Origin of the sequence: Corallococcus sp. Z5C101001 (genome assembly GCF_007352635.1) — a bacterium.
Lineage (GTDB): Bacteria > Myxococcota > Myxococcia > Myxococcales > Myxococcaceae > Corallococcus > Corallococcus silvisoli.
The window spans coordinates 1,288,848-1,308,144 of the sequence record NZ_VKLU01000001.1 but is presented as its reverse complement, the minus strand read 5'-3'; the positions used below and the strand labels follow the sequence as shown (position 1 = coordinate 1,308,144).

Annotated in this window: 15 protein-coding genes and 1 pseudogene; 10 read left to right on the top strand and 6 right to left on the bottom strand. The window is 67.6% G+C overall.

What is annotated here, in order from left to right; genetic code table 11:
* Positions 1-55 precede the first annotated feature (55 nt).
* Complete coding sequence (locus FOF48_RS05315) at positions 56-292, bottom strand: hypothetical protein (protein ID WP_143899010.1); 237 nt, start codon at positions 290-292, stop codon at positions 56-58.
* Positions 293-623: 331 nt separating this feature from the next.
* On the opposite strand from FOF48_RS05315, the gene FOF48_RS36340 reads away from it, so the two are divergent.
* From FOF48_RS36340 to FOF48_RS05305, 3 genes are all read left to right on the top strand, one after another.
* Complete coding sequence (locus tag FOF48_RS36340) at positions 624-830, top strand: hypothetical protein (protein ID WP_161664099.1); 207 nt, start codon at positions 624-626, stop codon at positions 828-830.
* A gap of 186 nt (positions 831-1,016) precedes the next feature.
* Entirely contained in the window at positions 1,017-3,107 is a 2,091-nt protein-coding gene (locus FOF48_RS05310) for a M13 family metallopeptidase (RefSeq protein ID WP_143899009.1), read from the top strand.
* 130 nt (positions 3,108-3,237) lie between these two features.
* Positions 3,238-5,694, top strand: coding sequence for an ADOP family duplicated permease (locus FOF48_RS05305; RefSeq protein ID WP_143899008.1), 2,457 nt, complete (start codon positions 3,238-3,240; stop codon positions 5,692-5,694).
* A gap of 59 nt (positions 5,695-5,753) precedes the next feature.
* Here the strand turns inward: FOF48_RS05305 and FOF48_RS05300 are convergent.
* Positions 5,754-5,981: pseudogene (locus FOF48_RS05300) on the bottom strand (hypothetical protein); the annotation flags it as partial.
* A 154-nt stretch (positions 5,982-6,135) separates the two neighbouring features.
* Between FOF48_RS05300 and FOF48_RS05295 the strand changes: the two are divergent.
* Positions 6,136-7,296, top strand: a complete 1,161-nt coding sequence (locus tag FOF48_RS05295; RefSeq protein ID WP_255441910.1) for a serine hydrolase — start codon at positions 6,136-6,138, stop codon at positions 7,294-7,296.
* A gap of 627 nt (positions 7,297-7,923) precedes the next feature.
* Here the strand turns inward: FOF48_RS05295 and FOF48_RS05290 are convergent.
* The 4 genes from FOF48_RS05290 to FOF48_RS05275 form a co-directional block, all read right to left on the bottom strand.
* Positions 7,924-8,976: a hypothetical protein gene (locus FOF48_RS05290; RefSeq protein ID WP_143899006.1), complete on the bottom strand. Its 1,053-nt coding sequence runs from the start codon at positions 8,974-8,976 to the stop codon at positions 7,924-7,926.
* A 23-nt stretch (positions 8,977-8,999) separates the two neighbouring features.
* On the bottom strand, positions 9,000-9,338 hold the full coding sequence (locus FOF48_RS05285; RefSeq protein WP_143899005.1) for a hypothetical protein: 339 nt from the start codon (positions 9,336-9,338) through the stop codon (positions 9,000-9,002).
* A gap of 1,090 nt (positions 9,339-10,428) precedes the next feature.
* A complete protein-coding gene (locus FOF48_RS05280) occupies positions 10,429-11,451 on the bottom strand; it encodes a 50S ribosomal protein L11 methyltransferase (protein ID WP_255441909.1) in 1,023 nt (340 codons plus the stop codon).
* Positions 11,420-12,397, bottom strand: coding sequence for a bifunctional transcriptional activator/DNA repair enzyme AdaA (locus FOF48_RS05275; RefSeq protein ID WP_255441908.1), 978 nt, complete (start codon positions 12,395-12,397; stop codon positions 11,420-11,422). The genes FOF48_RS05280 and FOF48_RS05275 overlap by 32 nt, the downstream gene beginning before the upstream one ends.
* A 303-nt stretch (positions 12,398-12,700) precedes the next feature.
* On the opposite strand from FOF48_RS05275, the gene FOF48_RS05270 reads away from it, so the two are divergent.
* From FOF48_RS05270 to FOF48_RS05245, 6 genes are all read left to right on the top strand, one after another.
* A complete protein-coding gene (locus FOF48_RS05270) occupies positions 12,701-14,032 on the top strand; it encodes an iron-containing redox enzyme family protein (protein ID WP_255441934.1) in 1,332 nt (443 codons plus the stop codon).
* Positions 13,981-14,418, top strand: a complete 438-nt coding sequence (locus FOF48_RS37690; RefSeq protein WP_143899002.1) for a Rieske 2Fe-2S domain-containing protein — start codon at positions 13,981-13,983, stop codon at positions 14,416-14,418. Before FOF48_RS05270 ends, FOF48_RS37690 begins: the two co-directional genes overlap by 52 nt.
* Positions 14,396-15,673, top strand: coding sequence for an ATP-grasp domain-containing protein (locus FOF48_RS05260; protein WP_143899001.1), 1,278 nt, complete (start codon positions 14,396-14,398; stop codon positions 15,671-15,673). The genes FOF48_RS37690 and FOF48_RS05260 overlap by 23 nt, the downstream gene beginning before the upstream one ends.
* A 92-nt stretch (positions 15,674-15,765) precedes the next feature.
* Positions 15,766-17,070 carry an MFS transporter gene (locus FOF48_RS05255; protein WP_143899000.1) on the top strand — a complete coding sequence of 435 codons (1,305 nt, stop codon included), beginning with the start codon at positions 15,766-15,768 and terminating at the stop codon, positions 17,068-17,070.
* 1 nt (position 17,071) lies between these two features.
* Complete coding sequence (locus FOF48_RS05250) at positions 17,072-18,010, top strand: alpha/beta hydrolase (protein WP_143898999.1); 939 nt, start codon at positions 17,072-17,074, stop codon at positions 18,008-18,010.
* 3 nt (positions 18,011-18,013) lie between these two features.
* On the top strand, positions 18,014-19,294 hold the full coding sequence (locus FOF48_RS05245) for an ATP-grasp domain-containing protein (RefSeq protein WP_143898998.1): 1,281 nt from the start codon (positions 18,014-18,016) through the stop codon (positions 19,292-19,294).
* Positions 19,295-19,297: the final 3 nt, after the last annotated feature.

Here is a 19,297-nt window from a genome sequence, read left to right as displayed (position 1 = left end):
CAGCGCTTGCACGCCAGCGCTCGAGTCGCTGGCGTGCAAACGGACGATGGGGGAGTTACTCCACTTCCGCCACGCCTACCGCCGGGCAAAAGTGAGCCATACAGGCATCCCAATCCGCGATGCATTCATCTGCCGGCCTGTTTTCACGAAACAGGCAGCGGTCGTAGAACCGGTCGCACACGCTCCCGCACTCGGCGAGAGACTCAACCGAAGGGTCCTTTTCCTCTGCTACGCCACCACAGCCCGCGAGCAATCCCACAGTCAGCAGCGCCTTGGTGACGAAGGACTTCATGTGCATGCACGCCTCCTCAAATGCCTTTCCGGGTTGAAAGGCGTTGTGAGGATAGCACCTCCGCCCATTCGGCCCTCGCGCCGCCCCTCCCCGGATGCAGTCGCTTTCTACCCCAGGAGAAGAGCAGGGGATGGAGTCGTTGAGTCGCGTTGACGGGCGCTATGGATTCTTCGGCGAGAGCCAGGGGCACTCGTCATTTCCCCTGTCGTATGCAAATGCCTGTTTCCACGACGTGCTCGTGAACGCGGCCGTGGCTCCGCGCCTTTGGACAGGCGTGATAGACTGACGTCGCTGCATGAACATGGAATCCAGCTTCGGAGGAACAATGCGATTGAGCATGGTCGGAGTGCTGTGGATGGCCGCTGGCGCGCTGGGCATCGGCTGTGGCGGCCCGGAGCTGGAGAGCGAGGAGCCGGCGCCCCTCCAGGGTGCGGAGCAGGAGCTGCGCCAATGTGGACAGGGCCTGCCGGCCTGCCCCACGGGGCAGTATTGTACGGCCTACCCGCGGGGTGTCTGTATGCCGAACGTCATTGACTGATGACCCTTCCCGGGTTTTGTGGACACCCGAGATGAGGTGACCGAAGGATGTCCACGACGATGGCTCGCTGAGCCCGAGTCCGGACGTGGGACGTCGATTCCCAGTTCCGGAGCGCCGGCCGAGCCCCTCCGCGGGAGCGAAGTCCCGCGGGCATGAGGCACGGGTGATGCAGAAGAGAGGACGACCATGCAACGTTCCCTCTTTGGCGCGGGCCTTTGTGGCCTGCTGGCGCTGTGCCCTGGCACCCCTGCGGACGCGGGTGACTCCGTCGAACTCAGCCGGTTCATGTCGAACCTCGCGGACCCGACGCTCGACCCATGCACGGACTTCTATCAATATGCGTGCGCGCGCTGGCTCGGCCAGAACCCAATTCCCGCGGACCAGGGCTTCTGGACCACCACCTCCAATCTCAAGCTCTGGAACCAGACGGTGCTTCGCGAGACCCTGGAGCGTGCGTCCAGGCTCGAGCCATCGCCCTCCCCCGCCATGCGACAGATCGGGGACTACTGGACGGCTTGCATGGACGAAGCCGGTGTGGAACGGGCGGGTCTGGGCGCGCTCGCCGCGGACCTACGCCGCATTGATGGCCTGCGGAGCAAGGCGGCGCTCGCGGCCGAGGTCGCCCGGCTTCACCTGTCGGCACCGAACTCAACGGGCGGCTTCAACAAGAACGACACGGGCACTCCGGCAGCGCTCTTTGGGTTCGGTCCCACGCAGGACTTCGCGGACTCCACCCTCCTTGTCGCGGCGATCGACCAGGGAGGCCTGGGGCTCCCCGGTCGTGACTACTACGTGTCGGAAGACCCCAGGCTCCAGGAGCAGCGCGCGCGGTATCAGGAACACGTCCGCGAGATGTTCATCCTGGCCGGTGCGTCGCCTGAGGGTGCGGCGCGGGATGCCGACGCGGTGCTCGGAATCGAGACGGCGCTCGCCCGGGCCTCCATGGATGCCGTCGCGCGACGGGACCCGAAGAAGCTCGACAACGTGCGCACGCTCGTGCAGGTGAGGGCGGCGACGCCGTCCTTCAACTGGGCGGCGTACCTCAAGGCCGTGGGCGCGCCCGCCGCCCGTCACTATATCGTGGCGACCCCTGGCTTCCTCGACGCGGTCGAGCGGCTGATTCAGCGTGAGTCGCTCAGCCACTGGAAGGCCTATTTGCGGTGGTGGGCCCTCCACGGCAGGGCGGAGGTCCTTCCCAAGGCGTTCGTCGACGAGAACTTCAGCTTCTATGGGCGCGTGCTCTCCGGTGCTCGGGAGCTGCGCCCACGCTGGCGCCGCTGCGTCGCGTACGCGGACAGGGACCTGGGAGAGGCCCTGGGACAGGCCTATGTGAGCCGCGCCCTCCCGCGCTCCAGCAAGGAGCAGGTGGAGGCGATGGTCGAGACGATCGAGCAGACGCTCGACGCCCAGCTCGGGCGGCTCGACTGGATGAGCCCGGAGACGCGCGCGGCGGCGCGAGCCAAGCTCCGGACCCTCGAGAACAAGGTCGGCTACCCGGCGCGCTTCCGCGACTCCTCCCAGATCAAGGTGAGCCGAACGGACTTTCTCGGCAACGTCGCCCAGGCGACCGGGTTCGAGGTCCGCCGGCAGCTCGCGAAGATTGGAAGGCCTGTCGACCGCGCGGAGTGGTCGCAGACTCCGCCGACCATCAACGCCTACTGCGACGCGCAGCTCAACTCCGTCAACTTCTCCGCGGGCATCCTCCAGCCGCCCTTGTTCGACCCCTCGCTCGACCTCTCCGTCAACTACGGCGCCATTGGCGTGGTGATTGGCCACGAGGTCATCCACGGGTTCGATGACCAGGGCCGCAAGTTCGACGGCCTGGGGAACCTCCGCGACTGGTGGACCGCGGAGGATGCGAGGCGATACGACGAGCGGGTGGACTGCATCGCGCGGCAGTACACCCGGGAGCTGCCCTGGCTGGGCATCAAGACGAACGGGCGGTTCACCCTGGGAGAGGACACCGCCGATAACGGCGGGGTTCACATCGCGTTCCTGGCGCTCCAATCCGCGCTCCGGAAAGAGGGAAGATCCCTGGATGACGTTGGCGCCGACGGACTCACCGCCCGTCAGCGATTCTTCCTCTCCTTCGCCTTCTCCTGGTGCTCCGCGGATCGCCCGGAGGCTGCCCGCCGCCACGTGCTCACCAACCCCCACTCACTCCCCAGGTTCCGCGTGAACAACTCCCTGGCGAACTTCCCCGCGTTCCAGGAGTCCTTCGCTTGCAAGGCGGGGAGCCCCATGTCGCGAGGCGCCGACGCCTGCCAGGTGTGGTGAGCACGCGGCCGGCATCGCGGCGCTCAGGGTGTCCGGCTCCGGGACATGAAGTTCCCACTTCCGGCACACCTTCCGTGTGAGACTCGGCCCTGCTCGTCGGCAGGGCGACGGCACGACGACTGCAGGTTTCATGGGGATGGGGTTCTCACGATTCTTGGACGGGCTGCGGCAGGACTTCACCAGCGTGAGGCGTCTGCTGACGCGCAGCCCTGGTCTGTCGTTTGTGGTGGTGGCCTCGCTGGGGCTCGGCCTCGGGGCTACCATCGCGGTCTTCGGGTTGATTGATGCCGTGATGCTCCGCCCGCTGCCCGTGACCCGGCCCGAGCAGCTCTACGCTGTCGGCCGCAACCTCCCGGAGCGGGGCTACCAGAGTGGCTTCGCTCCGGAGCTGGTGGAGGGCCTGCGCAGTGAGCGGCGCACGGGCGCGAGCGCGATCGCGGGGCTCTTTGCGGAGGATGGCTCCCGCCTCGTCGTGGGCACCCGCAGCGAAGCCGAGATGGTGTCGAGCCAGTTCCTCACGGGCAACGGGTATCAGGTGCTGGGCGTCCGGGCACAGGTGGGCCGGCTGCTTCGCGAGGAGGATGACCGCCCGGGAGCCGAGCCCGTAGTCGTCCTGAGCGACGCGTGGTGGGCCCTGCGTTTCGGACGGTCGCCTTCCGTCATCGGCACGACGCTGGTGGTCGGAGGTGTTGCTTCAACCATCATCGGCGTCACCCCGCGTGAGTACTTCGGCCTGGCCCGCGGGGACAGGCCGCCCCAGGTGACGCTACCGCTCTGGCTCCAGGCCCGTCTGGGGTTGAAGGACCATCAGGCCGGGGTGGTGGTGCGCCTCGCGGAAGGCGCCACAGCGGCGGCAGCGCTCGCGGAGCTGTCCAGCACCCATGACGCGTTGCTTCAGCGCTTTCCCAGCGCGGACCCGGGCCTGCTGGCCGCGAGGCTCGAGCTGCGAAGCATCGCCCATGGAGAGAGCTTCGCGCATGAGGCGCTGCGCGTCCCCCTCCTGCTTCTGCTGGGGATGGTCCTGTTGATGTTGCTCGTGGCGTGCGGCAACGTCGCGAACCTCCTCCTGGCGCAAGCGATCGCGCGGCGGCGCGAGCTGGCGGTGCGACAGGCCCTGGGGGCACGCTCCGGCCACATCGTGAGGCAGCTCCTGGTGGAGAGCGGGGCCCTGTCGGGGCTCGCGGCGGGCCTGGGGCTCCTCACCGCCTGGTGGATGGGTGATGGGCTCCTGCTCCTGCTTAGCCAGGACATGAACTCCGAATCCCTGTCGTTCCATCCCTCCGGGAGGGTGATGCTGTTCTCCACCCTGTCCGCCGTCGGCACGACGCTCCTGTGTGGGTTGTTTCCCGCCCTGCGCGCCACGCGCTTCGACATGGGCCAGGGCATCCACCGAGGCCAAGCTGTCGGGGCGCCGCGCTCGCGCTTCGCGCGAGCCCTGGTGGTGCTCCAGGTCGCGCTGTCCATGGTGCTCGTGTCCGGCGCGGGACTGCTGCTGCGCAGCGTGAGGAACGTGGAAGGAGTGCAGCTGGGATTTGAGCGGGAGCAGGTGCTGCTCGCGAGCCTCTACCCGTCGCTGCTCGGCTATGAGCGAACGCGCGAGCTCGCTTTGTACACCCGGCTCGCGGAGAGGCTGGGAGCCCTGCCCGGCGTGAGGGCGGCCTCCGTGTCGAGAGCCCCCTACTTCGGCGGCTACTTCGAGCGACAACTCGAGGAGGGCGGGGAGAGAGGGAGCCCCGCCCGGGTGTCCATCAACGCGGTGACGCCCCGGTTCTTCGATACCATGGGGGTGGCACTGGTCGCGGGCCGCGACGTCGCCCCCTCCGACTCTGCCGGCGCGGCACGCGTCGCGGTGATCAGCGAGAGCCTTGCCCGTTATCTCTCCCCCGGGATGGGCGCGCTGGGGCACGTGGTCCGGCTCACGGGCGGCGGCGAGCCGTTGACGGTGGTGGGCATCGCCAAGGACATCCGCCCCTCCATCCGGGACGACGCAAGCCGCACTCGCTGGGCGGTCTATGTGCCACTCGCCCAGGCGTCCGAGGAGTTGCTGGGGCAGGCAACCATCGAGGTCCGGACCCAGGGCGCCCCGCTGTCGGTCGTTCTCGCGCTCCGCAAGGAGCTCGAAGCGCTGGCTCCCGGTGTCCCGCTGACCTACGTCAGGACCCAGGACGACGTCGTTCGCGCGGACTCCTCGACGGAGCGTTCACTCGCCCTGCTAGCGAGCACCTTGGGGGCATGCGCCTTGGTGCTTGCGGTAGTGGGGCTCAGCGGCGTGTTGCTCTACTCGGTCCGGCAGCGCACGCGCGAGCTGGCTGTGCGGAGAGCGCTGGGCGCGTCCGCGTGGTCGGTGGCGAGTCTGGTGCTGCGTGACGCGGTCCAACTGGCGGGCATCGGCCTGGTGCTCGGCGTTCCCGCGGCGCTCGTCGCGGCGCACCTTGGCCGCAGCTTCCTCTTCGGCGTCGCTCCGGATGACGTCGTGACGCTGAGCGCGGCAACGGCGCTGCTCTTCGTCATCTGCGTCGTCGCGAGCCTCCTCCCGGTCCTCCGCGCCGCGCGCCTCCCCGTGTCGGAGGCACTGCGAGGCGACTGACCGCGGGAGGGCGAACCCCTGTACCGCACCGGATTGTTGAGACACCAGGTTGGTCGTAATCAGGCCGCCTGCTTCGACTGCATCAGCGCTCGCCGGGCCTGACTCGGTGAGAGGAAGTGGTGGCGTTCCAACAGCCAGTGCTCGTTGTCCCGGTGGGCCCAGTCCAGCAGGGCCCTCCGGAGTTCCTCCACGGTGGAGAGGGTGCGCACCCAGAGCAGCTGCTCCTTGAGGGTGCGGATGAAGCGCTCGGCACAGCCGTTGCCCTCGGGGCTGCGGACGAAGGAGGGAATCCTGGGGCGGAGGAGATGAACCCTGAGCACGCGTCGGGAATCAAGTCGAGGTGACACCGAGAACTTCTCGTGTTCCAGGCTATGCGCATGAGCCGCTGCTACCGCGAGGGGGGCCTTGCGTGTCTGGCTCCGACCTGGGGAGCGTGCGAGAGTGCCCATCCCCTTTATGCTCCTGATGAACAAACGCTCCGTAGCCATTGCTGGAATGATGCTGGTGCTGGCCGCTTGCAAGACGACGGGCCCTGCACCCGCCCGCGATATCCCCACGGCAATGAACCAAGCCGCGACGACCCTGCTGCAGTCACGACTGCTGCACGCAACGTCGATCGCAGTGGTCTATCGCGGCGAGGAGTTCATCCTGCATCGGGGTGAGCTGGAGACCGGCAAGTCCAATCCGCCCGATGATTCGACCCTCTATGAGATAGGGTCGGTCAGCAAGACCTTCGTCGGCCTGCTGTTGGCAAATGCCGTCGTCGAAGGCAAGGCGACCCTCGACGACCCGATACAAAAGTATCTGCCGTCCGCCTATCCGAACCTTCAGTCAGACGGCGGACCGATCCGTCTGCGCCATCTGGTCACACACACCAGCGGCATGCCGGGGATGCTGCCACAGCAAGTGAATGAGGTGTTGAGGGACTTCACTTCGCATGCCACCCCGGCCAAGCTCAATGCCGCCTATGCGGACTACGGGCAGCCGCAGTTCTGGCAGGACCTGCACACCGTCAGCATCAAGGGCCCGCTCGGCAAGGACTATGCTTACTCGAGCGCCGGCACCGAATTGGTCGCGCATACCCTCGAGAAGATCCACGGGGCTCCCTACGAGTCGTTGCTCGCGGAGTTCCTGGCGCGGGAAGCCGGTATGCACGACACGTGGCTGCGCCTGCGTGCCCAGGACGCCAACCGCTTGGCTCCGGGTTACCACAGCGACAACCCGGTCGGCACCACGCCGATGCCACTCCTGCCCTGGGGCGCGGCGGGAGCCTTGAAGGCGACGATGCCGGAGATGGTGAAGTACTTGCGCTTGCAGTTGAGCAACCATCCCGCGGTGACAGAGTCACACAAGCCGCTGGTGCGCTTCGCGGAGGACTTCAGCATTGGCTATTTCTGGAACATCGGCCAGAGCAGCCAGTTGGGCACCCACTACGTGCATCACGGCGGCGTGCCTCGCGCGCAATGCTATCTCTACCTCGTGCCGAAGTATCAGTTGGGGGTGTTCATCATCACCAACCAGAGCGGCGATGCGACCGCCAACGCCATGGAACGCGCGCTGGCGCCCCTCTTTGACAGGGTCGAATCCATGCAGGGTCGCTAGCACGGCGAACAACAGGGAGTGAGTACGCGTCGAGCCCCGCAGACTTCTCTCAGCTCGACAAGTCGTCGGAGAGCATGTGGAGCAGGGAGGCCGCGCGGTCGAAGGCAGAGTGCAGCCGGTTGGTCCATCCCCCCAGGGGTGGGTTCCTGGCGGCCGGTAGCTCCTCGACGCCCCATGGAGGGATCGCTACTGTCCCCACGGTGAGCGGCAGCTCCTGCAGGCCGCCTGGGGAAGGCCCATGTCCGTAGCCGACCGACGGCCGGCGTCCTGAGCTGGGGTGGATTCGTCGGTTCACTCCAGCATACGACGACGCAATCCGAGGGTGAAGTCTCCGAGCCCTCCGTCGAGACCCTTCGGCAAGGACTGACGCCTTGCATGTCGACCTGTCATGCCGCATGTGGCGTTGGCAAGTTCCCCTGCCGCAATGCCTGCCGCGACAACTGCGGCTATTGCGAATATGACGTATGCCAGAGCGCCTGCGTCTCGGACTCCCTGCAATGCACCCATCGCGTGAATTCGTGCATGGGGTGGTGACGCGGGGCCCGCGGAGGCAGGGCGGCCAGGAGGAGCCCGCCCCTGCCTCCACCACAGCACGGAAAGCGAGACACTCCCGCGTCACCGCTCGAATCACATCAACGGCGATAGCGCGGCGACCGGGGAGACGACCCGTCGCGTGTACTCCGTCGGCGTGAGCACCTTCACCGTCCCGGAGTACGTGTACAACCGGCCCCGGAAGTCCAGATACGACAGCTGGAGCGGATAGGCCCCCGCCAGCAGGGACATCGACAGGGTGCTCGTGGTGCTGACGTTGACGCTCGACAGCGTCCAGAGGAAGAAGGGCGCGGAGAAGCTGACGTCCGCGCCGCGCGCACCCCACCCCGACGTGAGGAACAGCGGCTCCGTGGTCCGGATGACCGTCCGTCCCCATAGCTCCGCGACGGGCGTCGGCTCCGGGTAGAGGATGTGCAGCCCCAGCCGGTCCAGCTCGGACAGCCCCGAGTGGCCATAGTTGCCGTCGATGCCGCACGTGGGGAACTGGTAGTTCATCACCGAGTAGCGGTCATACACCGTCAGGTGCCCGCTGCCGTTGCCGCCGCCGAAGTCCGGGTCGCTGCACGCCACCGCGGCGTCCGCGTCGTCGCGCCGGTGCTCGTGGGTCAGGCCCATCGCATGGCCGAACTCGTGGAGGGTGTGGTTCTTCCAGGGGACTCCCTGGGCGTCGGCGTCATCCCCCAGCTTCATGTTGTAGCGGCAGCCCCGATTCTCCTCGAGCGAGTTCGGGCCGTTCGACCAGCTCGTCCCGGAGTTGTTCTCCCCCGTGTACTGCCCGTTTTCGTCGAGGAACATCGGGCACCCCACCCCGGGCACCCTGCCGAGGAAGGGCACGCCGGTGCCCCTCAGGAGCACCCGGATGTCGCCGTCGTGCCACTCCGTCCCGTTGGGGAGGACGATGGGCGCGGGGCACGTCCCCAGGTACGTGAAGCGGATGTTGGCCGCGCGCTCGTAGTCCTGGATGTAGCCGAGCACCTGCTGCACGCGGTCGGGACGCGAGGTGAGCGCGTCCCCCACGAAGCAGACGGTGGGTGTGCCATCGCGGATGCCCTCGTTCCAGGTGGCCGCCCGAGCGGAGAGCGCCGCCAGCGCGGAGGCCAGCAGCACCAGCCCTTGTCGTGTCTTCATGTGTGACCTCCGACCCGACGCTGTCAGAACAGCATCGTGTAGTTGATGAGCCGGCAGTCGCTCGACAGGCAGCCGATGGCCGTCCCCGCCGTGGAGGACGGATTGTAGTCGATGGTCATCGAGCGCCCACCCACCAGCGCCGAGGTGAGCAGCGACAGCATCCGGTTGGCGTGCGCCGCGTCGGCCGTGGACAGCGCGAAGTACCAGATGCCTCCGGCCACCGAGGCCGTGCACCGGACATGGATGCGGTTGGACAGCACCGCCACGTGCGACGGCGTACACGTCGCGGTGTCCGCGAGCGCGCTTCCGCTGGAGAGGCACAGCGCCAGGGCAAGGGAGGGCAACAGGCGGGAGAGCTTCATCGAGGGCTCCTGGAGAAAGACGCGGCATGCGTCGACGCACGGGCCAGCACGGCCCATGCCAGTCCCCTGTCCCGCGGAGGCCCGTGTCACATGGGAGGGAGCGCCGGGCCCGACAGCAACGCTTGCATTCCCTCCGTGCAAGCATTGCCGTCCCTCTTTGCAAAGATTGCCCTCGCGGCGAGGCCCTGCACCTTCGCGAGGCCCGTCCAGCGACCATGCCCCTGCGTCAGGGTGCGCCGCGCCCCATCGCCGCTCACTTCCGCGGCCGCTCAGTACGGACGAGAAGCCCTCCTTGCCCAGCAGTGAGAGCTGGGAAACGCGGCATGAAGCCGAGAGGTGGGCAGGCCAGCCTGGCGCGGCCGGCCCTAAACCGACCGAGGCCACCTGCCCGCGGAAGCCGCGGAGGCTGGCCGGACCAGCCGCGATGGGCCACGGGGGCCACCTGGACAGGGCCTCGCACATCGTCGAGCAGCAACGCTTCCGTCAGTCCCGCGCCGCCAGCACCCGGCCCTGCAGTCAGCGCCGCAGCACCACCAGGTCCATCGCGTAGGCGCGCACGGAGCCCGGAGGCAGCCCGCGCAGAGCCAGCGGCGCAGGAAGGCGTTGGCCTCGGCCACGTCAGTGCCGTCCCCTACCAGCCGGAAGCCGCGCTCCTCGCCCATGGGGCGCGCTCAAACGTCTGCGCTCACGCCCGGGCTCGCCGAAGCCCCGCCGCCGGCGCTCCGCGTCCCGGTGATCCGCTCGCCCCTCCTCGGAACGCCACAGTCGCCTGCGCGCGCGGCGCATCGCTCGGACGCGCCCTCATGGCGGCACTGAGACTGGCAGTATCCCTGCCGGGGGAAGCAGCGCCGGTGGACGTCGAAGGGCGGCCCGCACTCCCGCCATTCGAGGGCGAGGACTGCTTCAGCTGCGGCAGAGGAGTGGGTCGAGGGAATGGCGATATGCGCGCATGGCCTCATGTCCGCATGCCGGCCAGAATCCCCGCTGGATGTCCGCCTCTTGAGCCGGGCCCTCAAGGCCGCCGGCATCGCCGAGGCGCGCCGCGACAGCAGATGGGTCTATTAATGGAAGCGTGACCCGGGACTTCAGCTCAAGGGGTCAGCGCGAAGTGGATGCTGGTCAGACCCTGGTTGATCTCGGCGCACAGGGGCCGGCCCGCCTCGACCCGAAGTGGCATCTCGAACCCCTGGACCGCCTGCATCCAATGACTTGAGAGGTTTTCGGGTGCGTTGGAGAGGAGGATGCCCCCACCGAGATCCAGCTCGAACCAGAAGAGCACGCCGTGGACGACGCCACTGCGCGAGGGCGTGACGGAGACGCGCACCGTCTGGGGCTCCAGCGCATCGTGCCGGAAGTCGAACGAAAGGGCCTCGACCGGTGGGCTCAGCAGGGCATGGTCCCAGGTCGAGATGCGGACCGGGAAGTATTCCTGGGTAGAGAAGCGGTTGAACAGGCTGACGTCGAACCCGGCGGCCTCCTTCGCGAAGTTGATGCGGTGGATGACGCTGCTCTCCAGTAAGGAGAAGAAGACCTTGGCCCTGGCGGGGATGATCCGCGCGTCCTCCTTGAGGAGCTCCGCCCGCGCGTGGCGGATGATGGGCAGGAGGCCTTCGCCCACCAGGCCGCAGTCGACCGTCTCCGTGACGAGCAGGTCAGCCCGGGCCGGCAGGTCCTGACCGAGCGTGAGCAGGGACGACCGCTTCGGCACGATGGAGATTCGGTCGGCGAGGCCATTGGCCTCGATGATCCGCCGGGCGATATGGGTCACGGGCTCGACCACCTCGCAGGAGACCACGGCGCGGGCGCCTGCCCTCACGGCCATCATCGCCAACAACCCCGAGCCCGCCCCCACGTCCAGGACGAGATCGCCGGATCGCGTCAATGCCTGCAACGCCGAGGAGAACGCCTGGTTGCGCGCCACGTCGTTGAGCATGGCGAAGTGCCAGCGGGGAATCATCTTCCGGTAGATGCGATTGAGCGAATTGCCAGAGAGCCCCTCTGGGACGTGGCGCGCCAGGTTCGCCTCGAACGATTCAATGGACTCATGAAGCGGCCAGGCGTTCGCGAGGCGAACAGCATCATCAAGAATGTCGGTCATCGTGACTGGCTCCATCCGTGGACTGGGAGTGAGTTGGGGAACCGCGGGTCGGCATGGGGACGCGGAGGGAGGGGCTCCGCCCGCTGCCCTCGCGCGGAGGCCAGCTGTCCTGGAGGATCTTGCGAACCTTGCGCTGAATGGCCGTCCGTTGAAGCGAGTCCAGGAGCTGGAGGTCCGACCGTGGACCTTCGATCAGCTCGATGATCCGGGGAAGGACCGCGGTGAGCCTTGGATGCGGACCGGCGAACTTCGCGCCCGGGAAGCGCGCCATCAGCCTCTCTATCAGCTCCGACGGCGTGTCCCCGAACTCGATCATGCACGTCCCCCGCTCCGTCAACGCGACGAGGAGATGACTGTCCGGAGACTCGACGGTCGCGTGATAGATGTGCAGGCCGCTCCCACCGGACTTGAACTTGGCCGGGGTCATTCCCAGCTCCTTGTCTGTCTTCTCATAGATGCGACTCGTGGAGCTGAAGCCCGAATCGTAGATGGCATCGATGATGGACGTGCCGCGCTCAAGCAGCGCCTCCAACCGCTTGAACTGGCACGACGCCGAATACTCCTTGGGCGTAACCCCCACGTATCGCTTGAACAGTCGATGGAAATAGAAGCGGCTGAGCCCCACCCTGCGGGCGATGAACTCGAGCGACACAGGCCCCTCCGTCTGCTCCAGGAGCTGGCAGGCCTGCTGGATCAGCAACTGATGCTGTCGCAGGAGCGACTCCGCGTCTGGCTTGCACCGGCGGCAGGCGCGGTAGCCCGCCGCCACCGCCTCCTCGCGCGTCGAGAAGAACCGGATCTGCCTCCGGACCGGACGACGGGCCGTGCAGGTCGGACGGCAGAAGATGCGGCTCGAAGACATGACATAGACAAACGCGTCCTCCGCACGAACATCCCGCGCAACCACTGCTATCCAACGCTCATTTTCCGTGGAGAATGGAAGAGGGACGGGAGAAGACACGAACGGCTCCAGGGAGCGAATCGTTCACAAGCCTCGTTCAACGGCTCGCGGACGCTCTATCCGGTTATTGCCGTCATCCCCTGATTCGCCCCGATCGGATCAACGCTGAACGGTCGCCCCCCGGGCACGCAGCTCAGCGCAAGAACCGGATAGAGCGTGCACGGACGGCCTGGATACAAGCGGGTTCATGGGGAACCCCGAATGAGACACACGCCCAGCAAGACGACGCCCGCAGCCGTTGATCTCGGAGACTACTCCCACTTCAAGAATTGCCTCATCCAGTATGGAGAGAGCGAATTGTTCGTGGATACGGAGGAGTGGCGGGTCCATGGAAACCCCTACCGACGAACCCTCCGCCCTCATGTCTTCAAACACCTGGACTTCGCCAAGCCCCTCAGCCAGGACGAAATCCTCACCTACAGCAGCCTGGCCGCGCAGCGGACGCTCTTGACGCTCTATGAGCAGGACTTCGTCCTGCTCCCCGAGCGTGACTTCGAGGCGAAGCGAGCGGACTTCGAGGAGTTCTATTCGCCTCGCTCGCTGGCGCTGGGTGCGGTGGTGCGCCCCTGGCTCGAGCGTTACTCGTTCGACTTCCTCCAGAAGGAGGTTTCGATCAGCGGTCGCTGGACGGCCGCGACACTGGAGTCGTACTTCCAGGACTACGCCAAATCACTCCATCGCTCCGACGAAAACAAGGCGATGTCGGCCATCCTGGGCTCATCGAACCGGGAGCATGCGGCGCGCACGTTCCTGACCCAGCTCGCCGGAGACTTCCTGCTGGAGGCCTCCGCCATGGGCCGGAACGTCCTGGGCCACTTCGGCCGGCTCCAGTCCGCGCTCTTCAAGATCGTCATCGATGAGTACGGGTACGGGGTCCATGAGACGAAGCACAGCACGCTCTTCGAGAAGATGATGAGCGCTCACGGCCTGGATCCGCGGCCGCATGCCTACTGGCAGTTCTATCTGACCTCGTCGTTGCTGCTGAACAACTACTACAACTGGATCTCCCGGGATCACACCAAGGTCTTCCGCTATCTCGGGGCCATCTACCAGGCAGAGACGGCCTTCATCTCCTCCTGCGCGCAGATGGCGGACATGCTCCGCGCCGTCTTCGGACCGGACGCGGAGGCCCAGTACTTCCTGGAGCACGTCCACATCGACAACCATCACAGTCAGATGGTGCTGGATGAGTTGGTGAAGCCCGCGGTCGCGGCCTACGGCGAGGGCATCATCCCCGAGATCGTCCGAGGCTTCGAGGAGGCCCGGCTGCTGGGGCGGATCGGCGAGCAGGACTTCTGCGACCAGGTGGCCTGGGCGGACGACGGCCCGAAGTACAAGGCGTTGCACCCGGCCGTCTACGCGAAGATCCAGAGCGGTGAGCTCAAGCCCAAGCGGCAGCAGTTCATCGAGCCCCGTGGCGAGCTCTCCGTGACCCACGTCCACGACGGGGATGAGCTTTGTCACATCGACTCGGGGGTGATGCACTTCGTCACCGGTGATGAGCGTCACACGGTGTTGAACGCGGGCGAGGGCACGGTCATCCAACACAATCGCTTGCATGGCGCGATCATCGATTCGGAGCGATGCGTCTACACCATCTACTCCATCGAGGACTACCGCAAGTGCCTGTCCTAAGGTTCGACCCCCGGCGGGTGAATCTCCTGGAAGTGGGCGGGCGGCGCTTCTTCCTCTTGCGCTCCTCCGATGAGCTTCTCCTCGTCGCGTCCGCCTGCCCGCACCGTGGAGGTCCGTTGCATCTGGGGACCTGGGACTCCCAGGCCGGGGCCATCCAATGTCCCTGGCACTCACGACGCATCACGCTCAAGCACCTGCGCAAAGGAGCCATTCCGCTGGTCTCCCTGAGAGATGAAGTCGTGGCCGTATTCCCAGACGAGCCGGGTGCGCTCGTGCGCTTGCGGTGGCGGGGCATCCTCGCCAATGAACCCGCTCCAACCGGGGCCTGTCCGTCCCCATGCGATCCCCACAGGAAGCCGAGCCATGCCCCAACCGTTCAAGGTTGACACGACATCTCCCCGCACCGTCCTGCTCGTCTCCAGCGGATACCACCTGTACCGTGAGTACCTGCTCCGCATGATTTCAAACCATGCGAGGGTCTGGCTGTTCATCGACCGGGAGTCGCAATGGGAGCGGCCCTATGTCACTGGCAGCACGAAGGTCGACACCCTGGACGTCGATGCCATGCTCACGGCGGCGCGTGACCTGCGCGCCGAGGTCGCGTTCGACGGCGTCATCTGCTGGGATGAAATCCGCATCGTCCATGCCGCCCGGCTGGCGGAGACCCTGGGACTTCCCTCGGGGCCCTCCCAGGCCATCTCGAACTGCCGGGACAAGCACCGCACCCGCGGCGCCCTCGCCGCCGCCGGAGTACCCCAGGCCCGCTCCATCGCCGTGTCGACGGCCGCCGAGGCCGACGCCGCCGCCCAGGCCATCGGATACCCGGTCATCGTCAAGCCACGCGCCCTGGGCGCGAGCTTCGGTGTGAGCCTCGTGGACGGCCCGCGTGAGCTGGCGACCGCCTACGCCCATGCCCGCGATGCGCGAGAAGACGGGGTCCCCTCCTTCGACGCCGGGGTGCTCATCGAGGAGTACATGGACGGCCCGGAGATCAGCGTCGATGCCGCCTTCGCCGACGGCGAAATGCAGCCCCTGTATCTGGCACGCAAGGTGACGGGCTTCTACCCCCACTTCGAGGAGACGGGCCACGTCGTCGACGCGGCGGACCCCCTCCTCGAGGACCCCGCGCTGCGCCAGGTGCTCGCCGGGGCGCACCAGGCCGTCGGGCTCCAGACGGGCATCACCCACACCGAGCTGCGCCTCACCCGCTCCGGGCCGAAGATCGTGGAGATCAACGCGCGCCTGGGCGGCGACATGATTCCGTACGTCGGCTGGCTCGCGTCGGGAATTGATCCGGGCCGGGTCGCGGTCGAGGTCGCGTGCGGCCAGCTCCCCGTGGTCGAGCACGCACGGCGAGACGTCGCGGCGATCCGGTTCCTCTACCCGGAGCGCGATGTGGTCGTCGCGGACGTGCGCGTCGACGAGACACGGCTTCCGCCGGCGGTCGACCTGGCGCGCGTCCTCGCGTCTCCCGGCCAGCGGCTGGTCCTGCCTCCGAACGATCACGTGTCATGCCGCTATGGCTACGTGGTCGTGCGGGGTGAGAGCGCCGAGGCGTGCAACGCGGCGGCGAAGGAAGCGGAGCGAGCCTTCACGCTCTCGGGCTCCGCCGACGAGGCCAGGAGCCTGGGCGTGAGCTGACACCCGGAGCCTCGACGCAGTCCGTTTCCCCGCCCCGAGACCTGCACCGCGCGGCAGCGGCCCTTCCCCTGTCGCACTCCTGAGCCCTCGTCATGACCTCCCCTCCCCCTTCAGCCGACCTGCCCTCTCGCCGAGGTGACTTCCGCCTGCTGTGGGCGGGGCAATCCCTGAGCCTCATGGGAGACCAGTTCGCGGTCGTCGCCCTGCCGCTCGTGGCGCTTGAGATGGTGGGCACCCCGGCGGCGCAGGCGGCGCTCCTGCCCTTCGCCCTGTCCGCTCCGTTCCTCGTGCTCGGCCTTCCCGCCGGCGCCATCGTGGACCGCCTGCCGCGGCGCTTGACGATGCTGGTGTGTGACGCGGTGCAGGCGGTGGCCTTCGCCATCATCGCGGCACTCGCCCTGTTGCATGCGTTGTCGTTCCCCGTGCTCATGGCGCTGGTCGCCATCAGTGGCTGCGCCGTGGTGTTCTTCCAGGTCGCCTACACCTCGTATCTGCCGGAGCTCCTGACGCGGAAGGAGGAGCTCCACGTCGGCAACTCGAGGCTGTTCTTCTCCGAGTCGATTTCACGGACCATCGGCCCGATGGCCGCCGGGCCGGTGATCGCCGCGTTCGGCGCGTTCGTGGCCCTCTGGGCGAACGCCCTCACTTTCATGGCCTCGCTGGTGACGTTGCTGGCCATCCGCCCGACCACCGTCCGCTCCGTCCCCAAGCCGCGCGAGCGGGGCTGGCTGGTCCGCGACATCCGCGAGGGGACGACCTTCGTCTTCCTCCACAGCCGCGTGGAGCCGGTCATCTCGTGCGGCGTGGTCTACGTGTTGTTCCTGGGCATGATCGAAGCCAGCCTGATTCTCTACTGCAAGAGCGTGCTGGGATTGAGCGCGACCGGCATCGGCCTCGTCGTGGGCGCGGTCGGTATCGGATTCCCTCTCGGGAATCTCCTGTCGGCCCGGCTCACCGCGCGCTTCGGCGTGGCACGCAGCCTGGTGGTGAGCGCGTCGGTGGCGGTGCTCGGCCTCGTGCTGACCGCCGCCGCCTGCTCCCTCGGGTCGCTCGTGGGCCTGGTCGCCAGTGGGGTGATTCATGGCGTGGGCGAAGGGGTGTTCGGTCCCACCTCCCTGACCCTGCGGCAGCTCGAGACCCCCGACGTGATGCTCAGCCGGGTCAACTCGGTCCAGCGCTTCTTCCTCTGGGGTGCCGGGTCGATTGGCAGCCTCCTGGCGGCCGGGTGCATTCATCTGTGGGGGCTGCCCGTCGCGCTGTGGGCGGGAGGGCTCGGCACCGTCTTGTGTCTGCCCATGTTGCTGCGCCGAGGCATCCTGCAAGCCATCCGGCAACCGCACGTGGCGAGCCTCCCCGTGGCGCAGGTCGAGTCCCCCCAACCTGATACCGGAGCATGACATGGCAGACTACGCACCTGGCATCCAGGAGTTCATCGACCGCTGCAACGCGGCCATGCCTCCCGACTTCTACAAGCTCCCGAACGAGCAGCAGCGTGCCCTCTACCAGGGGCTGACCATTGAGTTCCCCTACGACGTGCCTCCTGGCGTGACCACGCAGGACGTGCGCATCCCGCACGGCGGGCGCCACGTGTCGGCGCGCGTCTACCGGCCCGAGAGACAGGTCGATGATGGGCTGCTCATCTACATCCGCGGTGGCGGGTTCGTGGTCGGCTCCCTCGAGACCCACCACACGGTCCTCGCCGAGCTCTGTATGCAGACGGGCCTCGTCACGGTCGCCCCTGATTTCAGCCTGGCGCCCGAGCACCCGTTCCCCGCGGCGCTCGAGGACTGCCACGACGTCGTGTGCGGTCTCATCAGTGCGCCTGGCCTGCTCGGGATCGACCCCGCGAAGGTCGTCATCTGCGGAGACAGCTCGGGGGGGAACATGGCGGTCGTGGTCGCGATGATGGCTCGCGACCGGGGCGGTCCGTCGCTGCGCGGACAGGCGTTGATCAGCCCGGTGCTCGACTTCACCCGCTGGCGCTCCGGAGGAGCGGACGCGCCACTCCTGACGAGCGGAGAGATGGAGTACTACACCGCCTGCTACGCGCCGCTCCCCGGACAGGTCGCCCATCCATACGTGTCACCGCTGGTGAGCGGGCGCTTCGATCGCCTGCCTCCGGCCTACATCATGGGCGCGGAGATGGACTCGCTGCTCGTGGACTCGCAGGCCTACGCGCAGCGCCTGAGGGAGAACGGCACCCAGGTCGAGCTCGTCGTCGAGCCGGGCCTCGTCCACTCCGCGGTGCGCGCGCGCGGCTTGAGCCCCCAGGTGGCGGACGCGTGGCGGCGGTACTGCGCCGCCGCGGCCCGGCTCGCTCGCACGGGGAAGGTCTGAACCATGAGTGCGTATGCCCCGGCGGGTCCCGCGGTGATCGTAGACCCGTACTCGTCAGGCGCGCTCTACGCGCCTGCGTTCCGCGAGGCTGGGGTGCCCTCGGTCGCCCTGGTGACCGCGCCCACCCCGCCCGACGTCTATGCGGCGTCCTACCGCCCGGAGGACTTCAGCGAGGTCATCGTCGCGTCCGACGGACTGAGCACGGCCATCGCGCGCCTGCGCGCCCTGCGTCCCCGCTGCGTGTTGGCCGGGTGCGAGTCGGGAGTCGAGCTCGCGGACCTGGTCGCGCCCCAGGTGGTTCCCGAAGTCGCCAACGCGCCCGAGACCGCCAGCGCGCGCCGACACAAGGGCGACATGGCCCGGGCCGTGGCGCAAGCGGGGCTTCCCATCATCGAGCAGATCTGCACCGACGACCCCGACGAGGTCGAGGCGTGGATTGAACGCTCCGGCCTGCGGGGCCGGGACCTGGTCATCAAGCCCCCCAAGAGCGCCAGCACCGACGGGGTGACCCGCGTCGCCCGGGGCGAAGGCTGGCACGACGTCTTCACGTCGATGCTGGGCCAGCGAAATCGCCTCGGGTTGCTCAACGACCGCCTCGTCGTCCAGGAGTACTGCGAGGGCACCGAGTACGTGGTCGACACGGCCAGCCACGCGGGCGTCCATTCGGTGAGCGACATCTGCCGCTACCACAAGGTCGACAACGGCGGTCACATGGCCGTCTACGAGTCCATGTCGTGGATGTCGCCGCTGTTCCCGGCCTACGCGGACCTGGTGGGTTACGCGTTCGGAGTGCTCGACGCGGTGGGCATGCGCTTCGGCGCGGCCCACATCGAGCTCATGCTCACCCAGCGGGGCCCCCGGCTCATCGAGATTGGCGCCCGTCCCCATGGCGGGGGACACCCCCACTTCTGTCGGGTCGCGACGGGGGAGAGCCAGCTCGACCGCGTGGTGCGCCGATTCGTGAGTGACGAGCCGATGCCCGCCAGCTACCAGCTGCGCCGGCACGTGCGCGTGCTGTTCCTGATGGCCCGCCGCGCGGGACGGGTACGGAACGCCTCGGTCCTCGATGAGGTGAAGAACCTCCCGAGCCATCACTTCTCCCGGATCGCCATCCGCGACGGCGATCGGCTGGCTATCACCAAGGACCTGTTCGGCAGCCTCGATCTCGGGTTCGTCGTGCTGGCCCACCCGGAGCTGGCCCGCGTCGATGCGGACGCGCAACGGATGCGTGAGCTGGAGCAGCAGGTCGTGCTGGTCCCCGAAGCATCACCCCGGCGGAGCTGAACG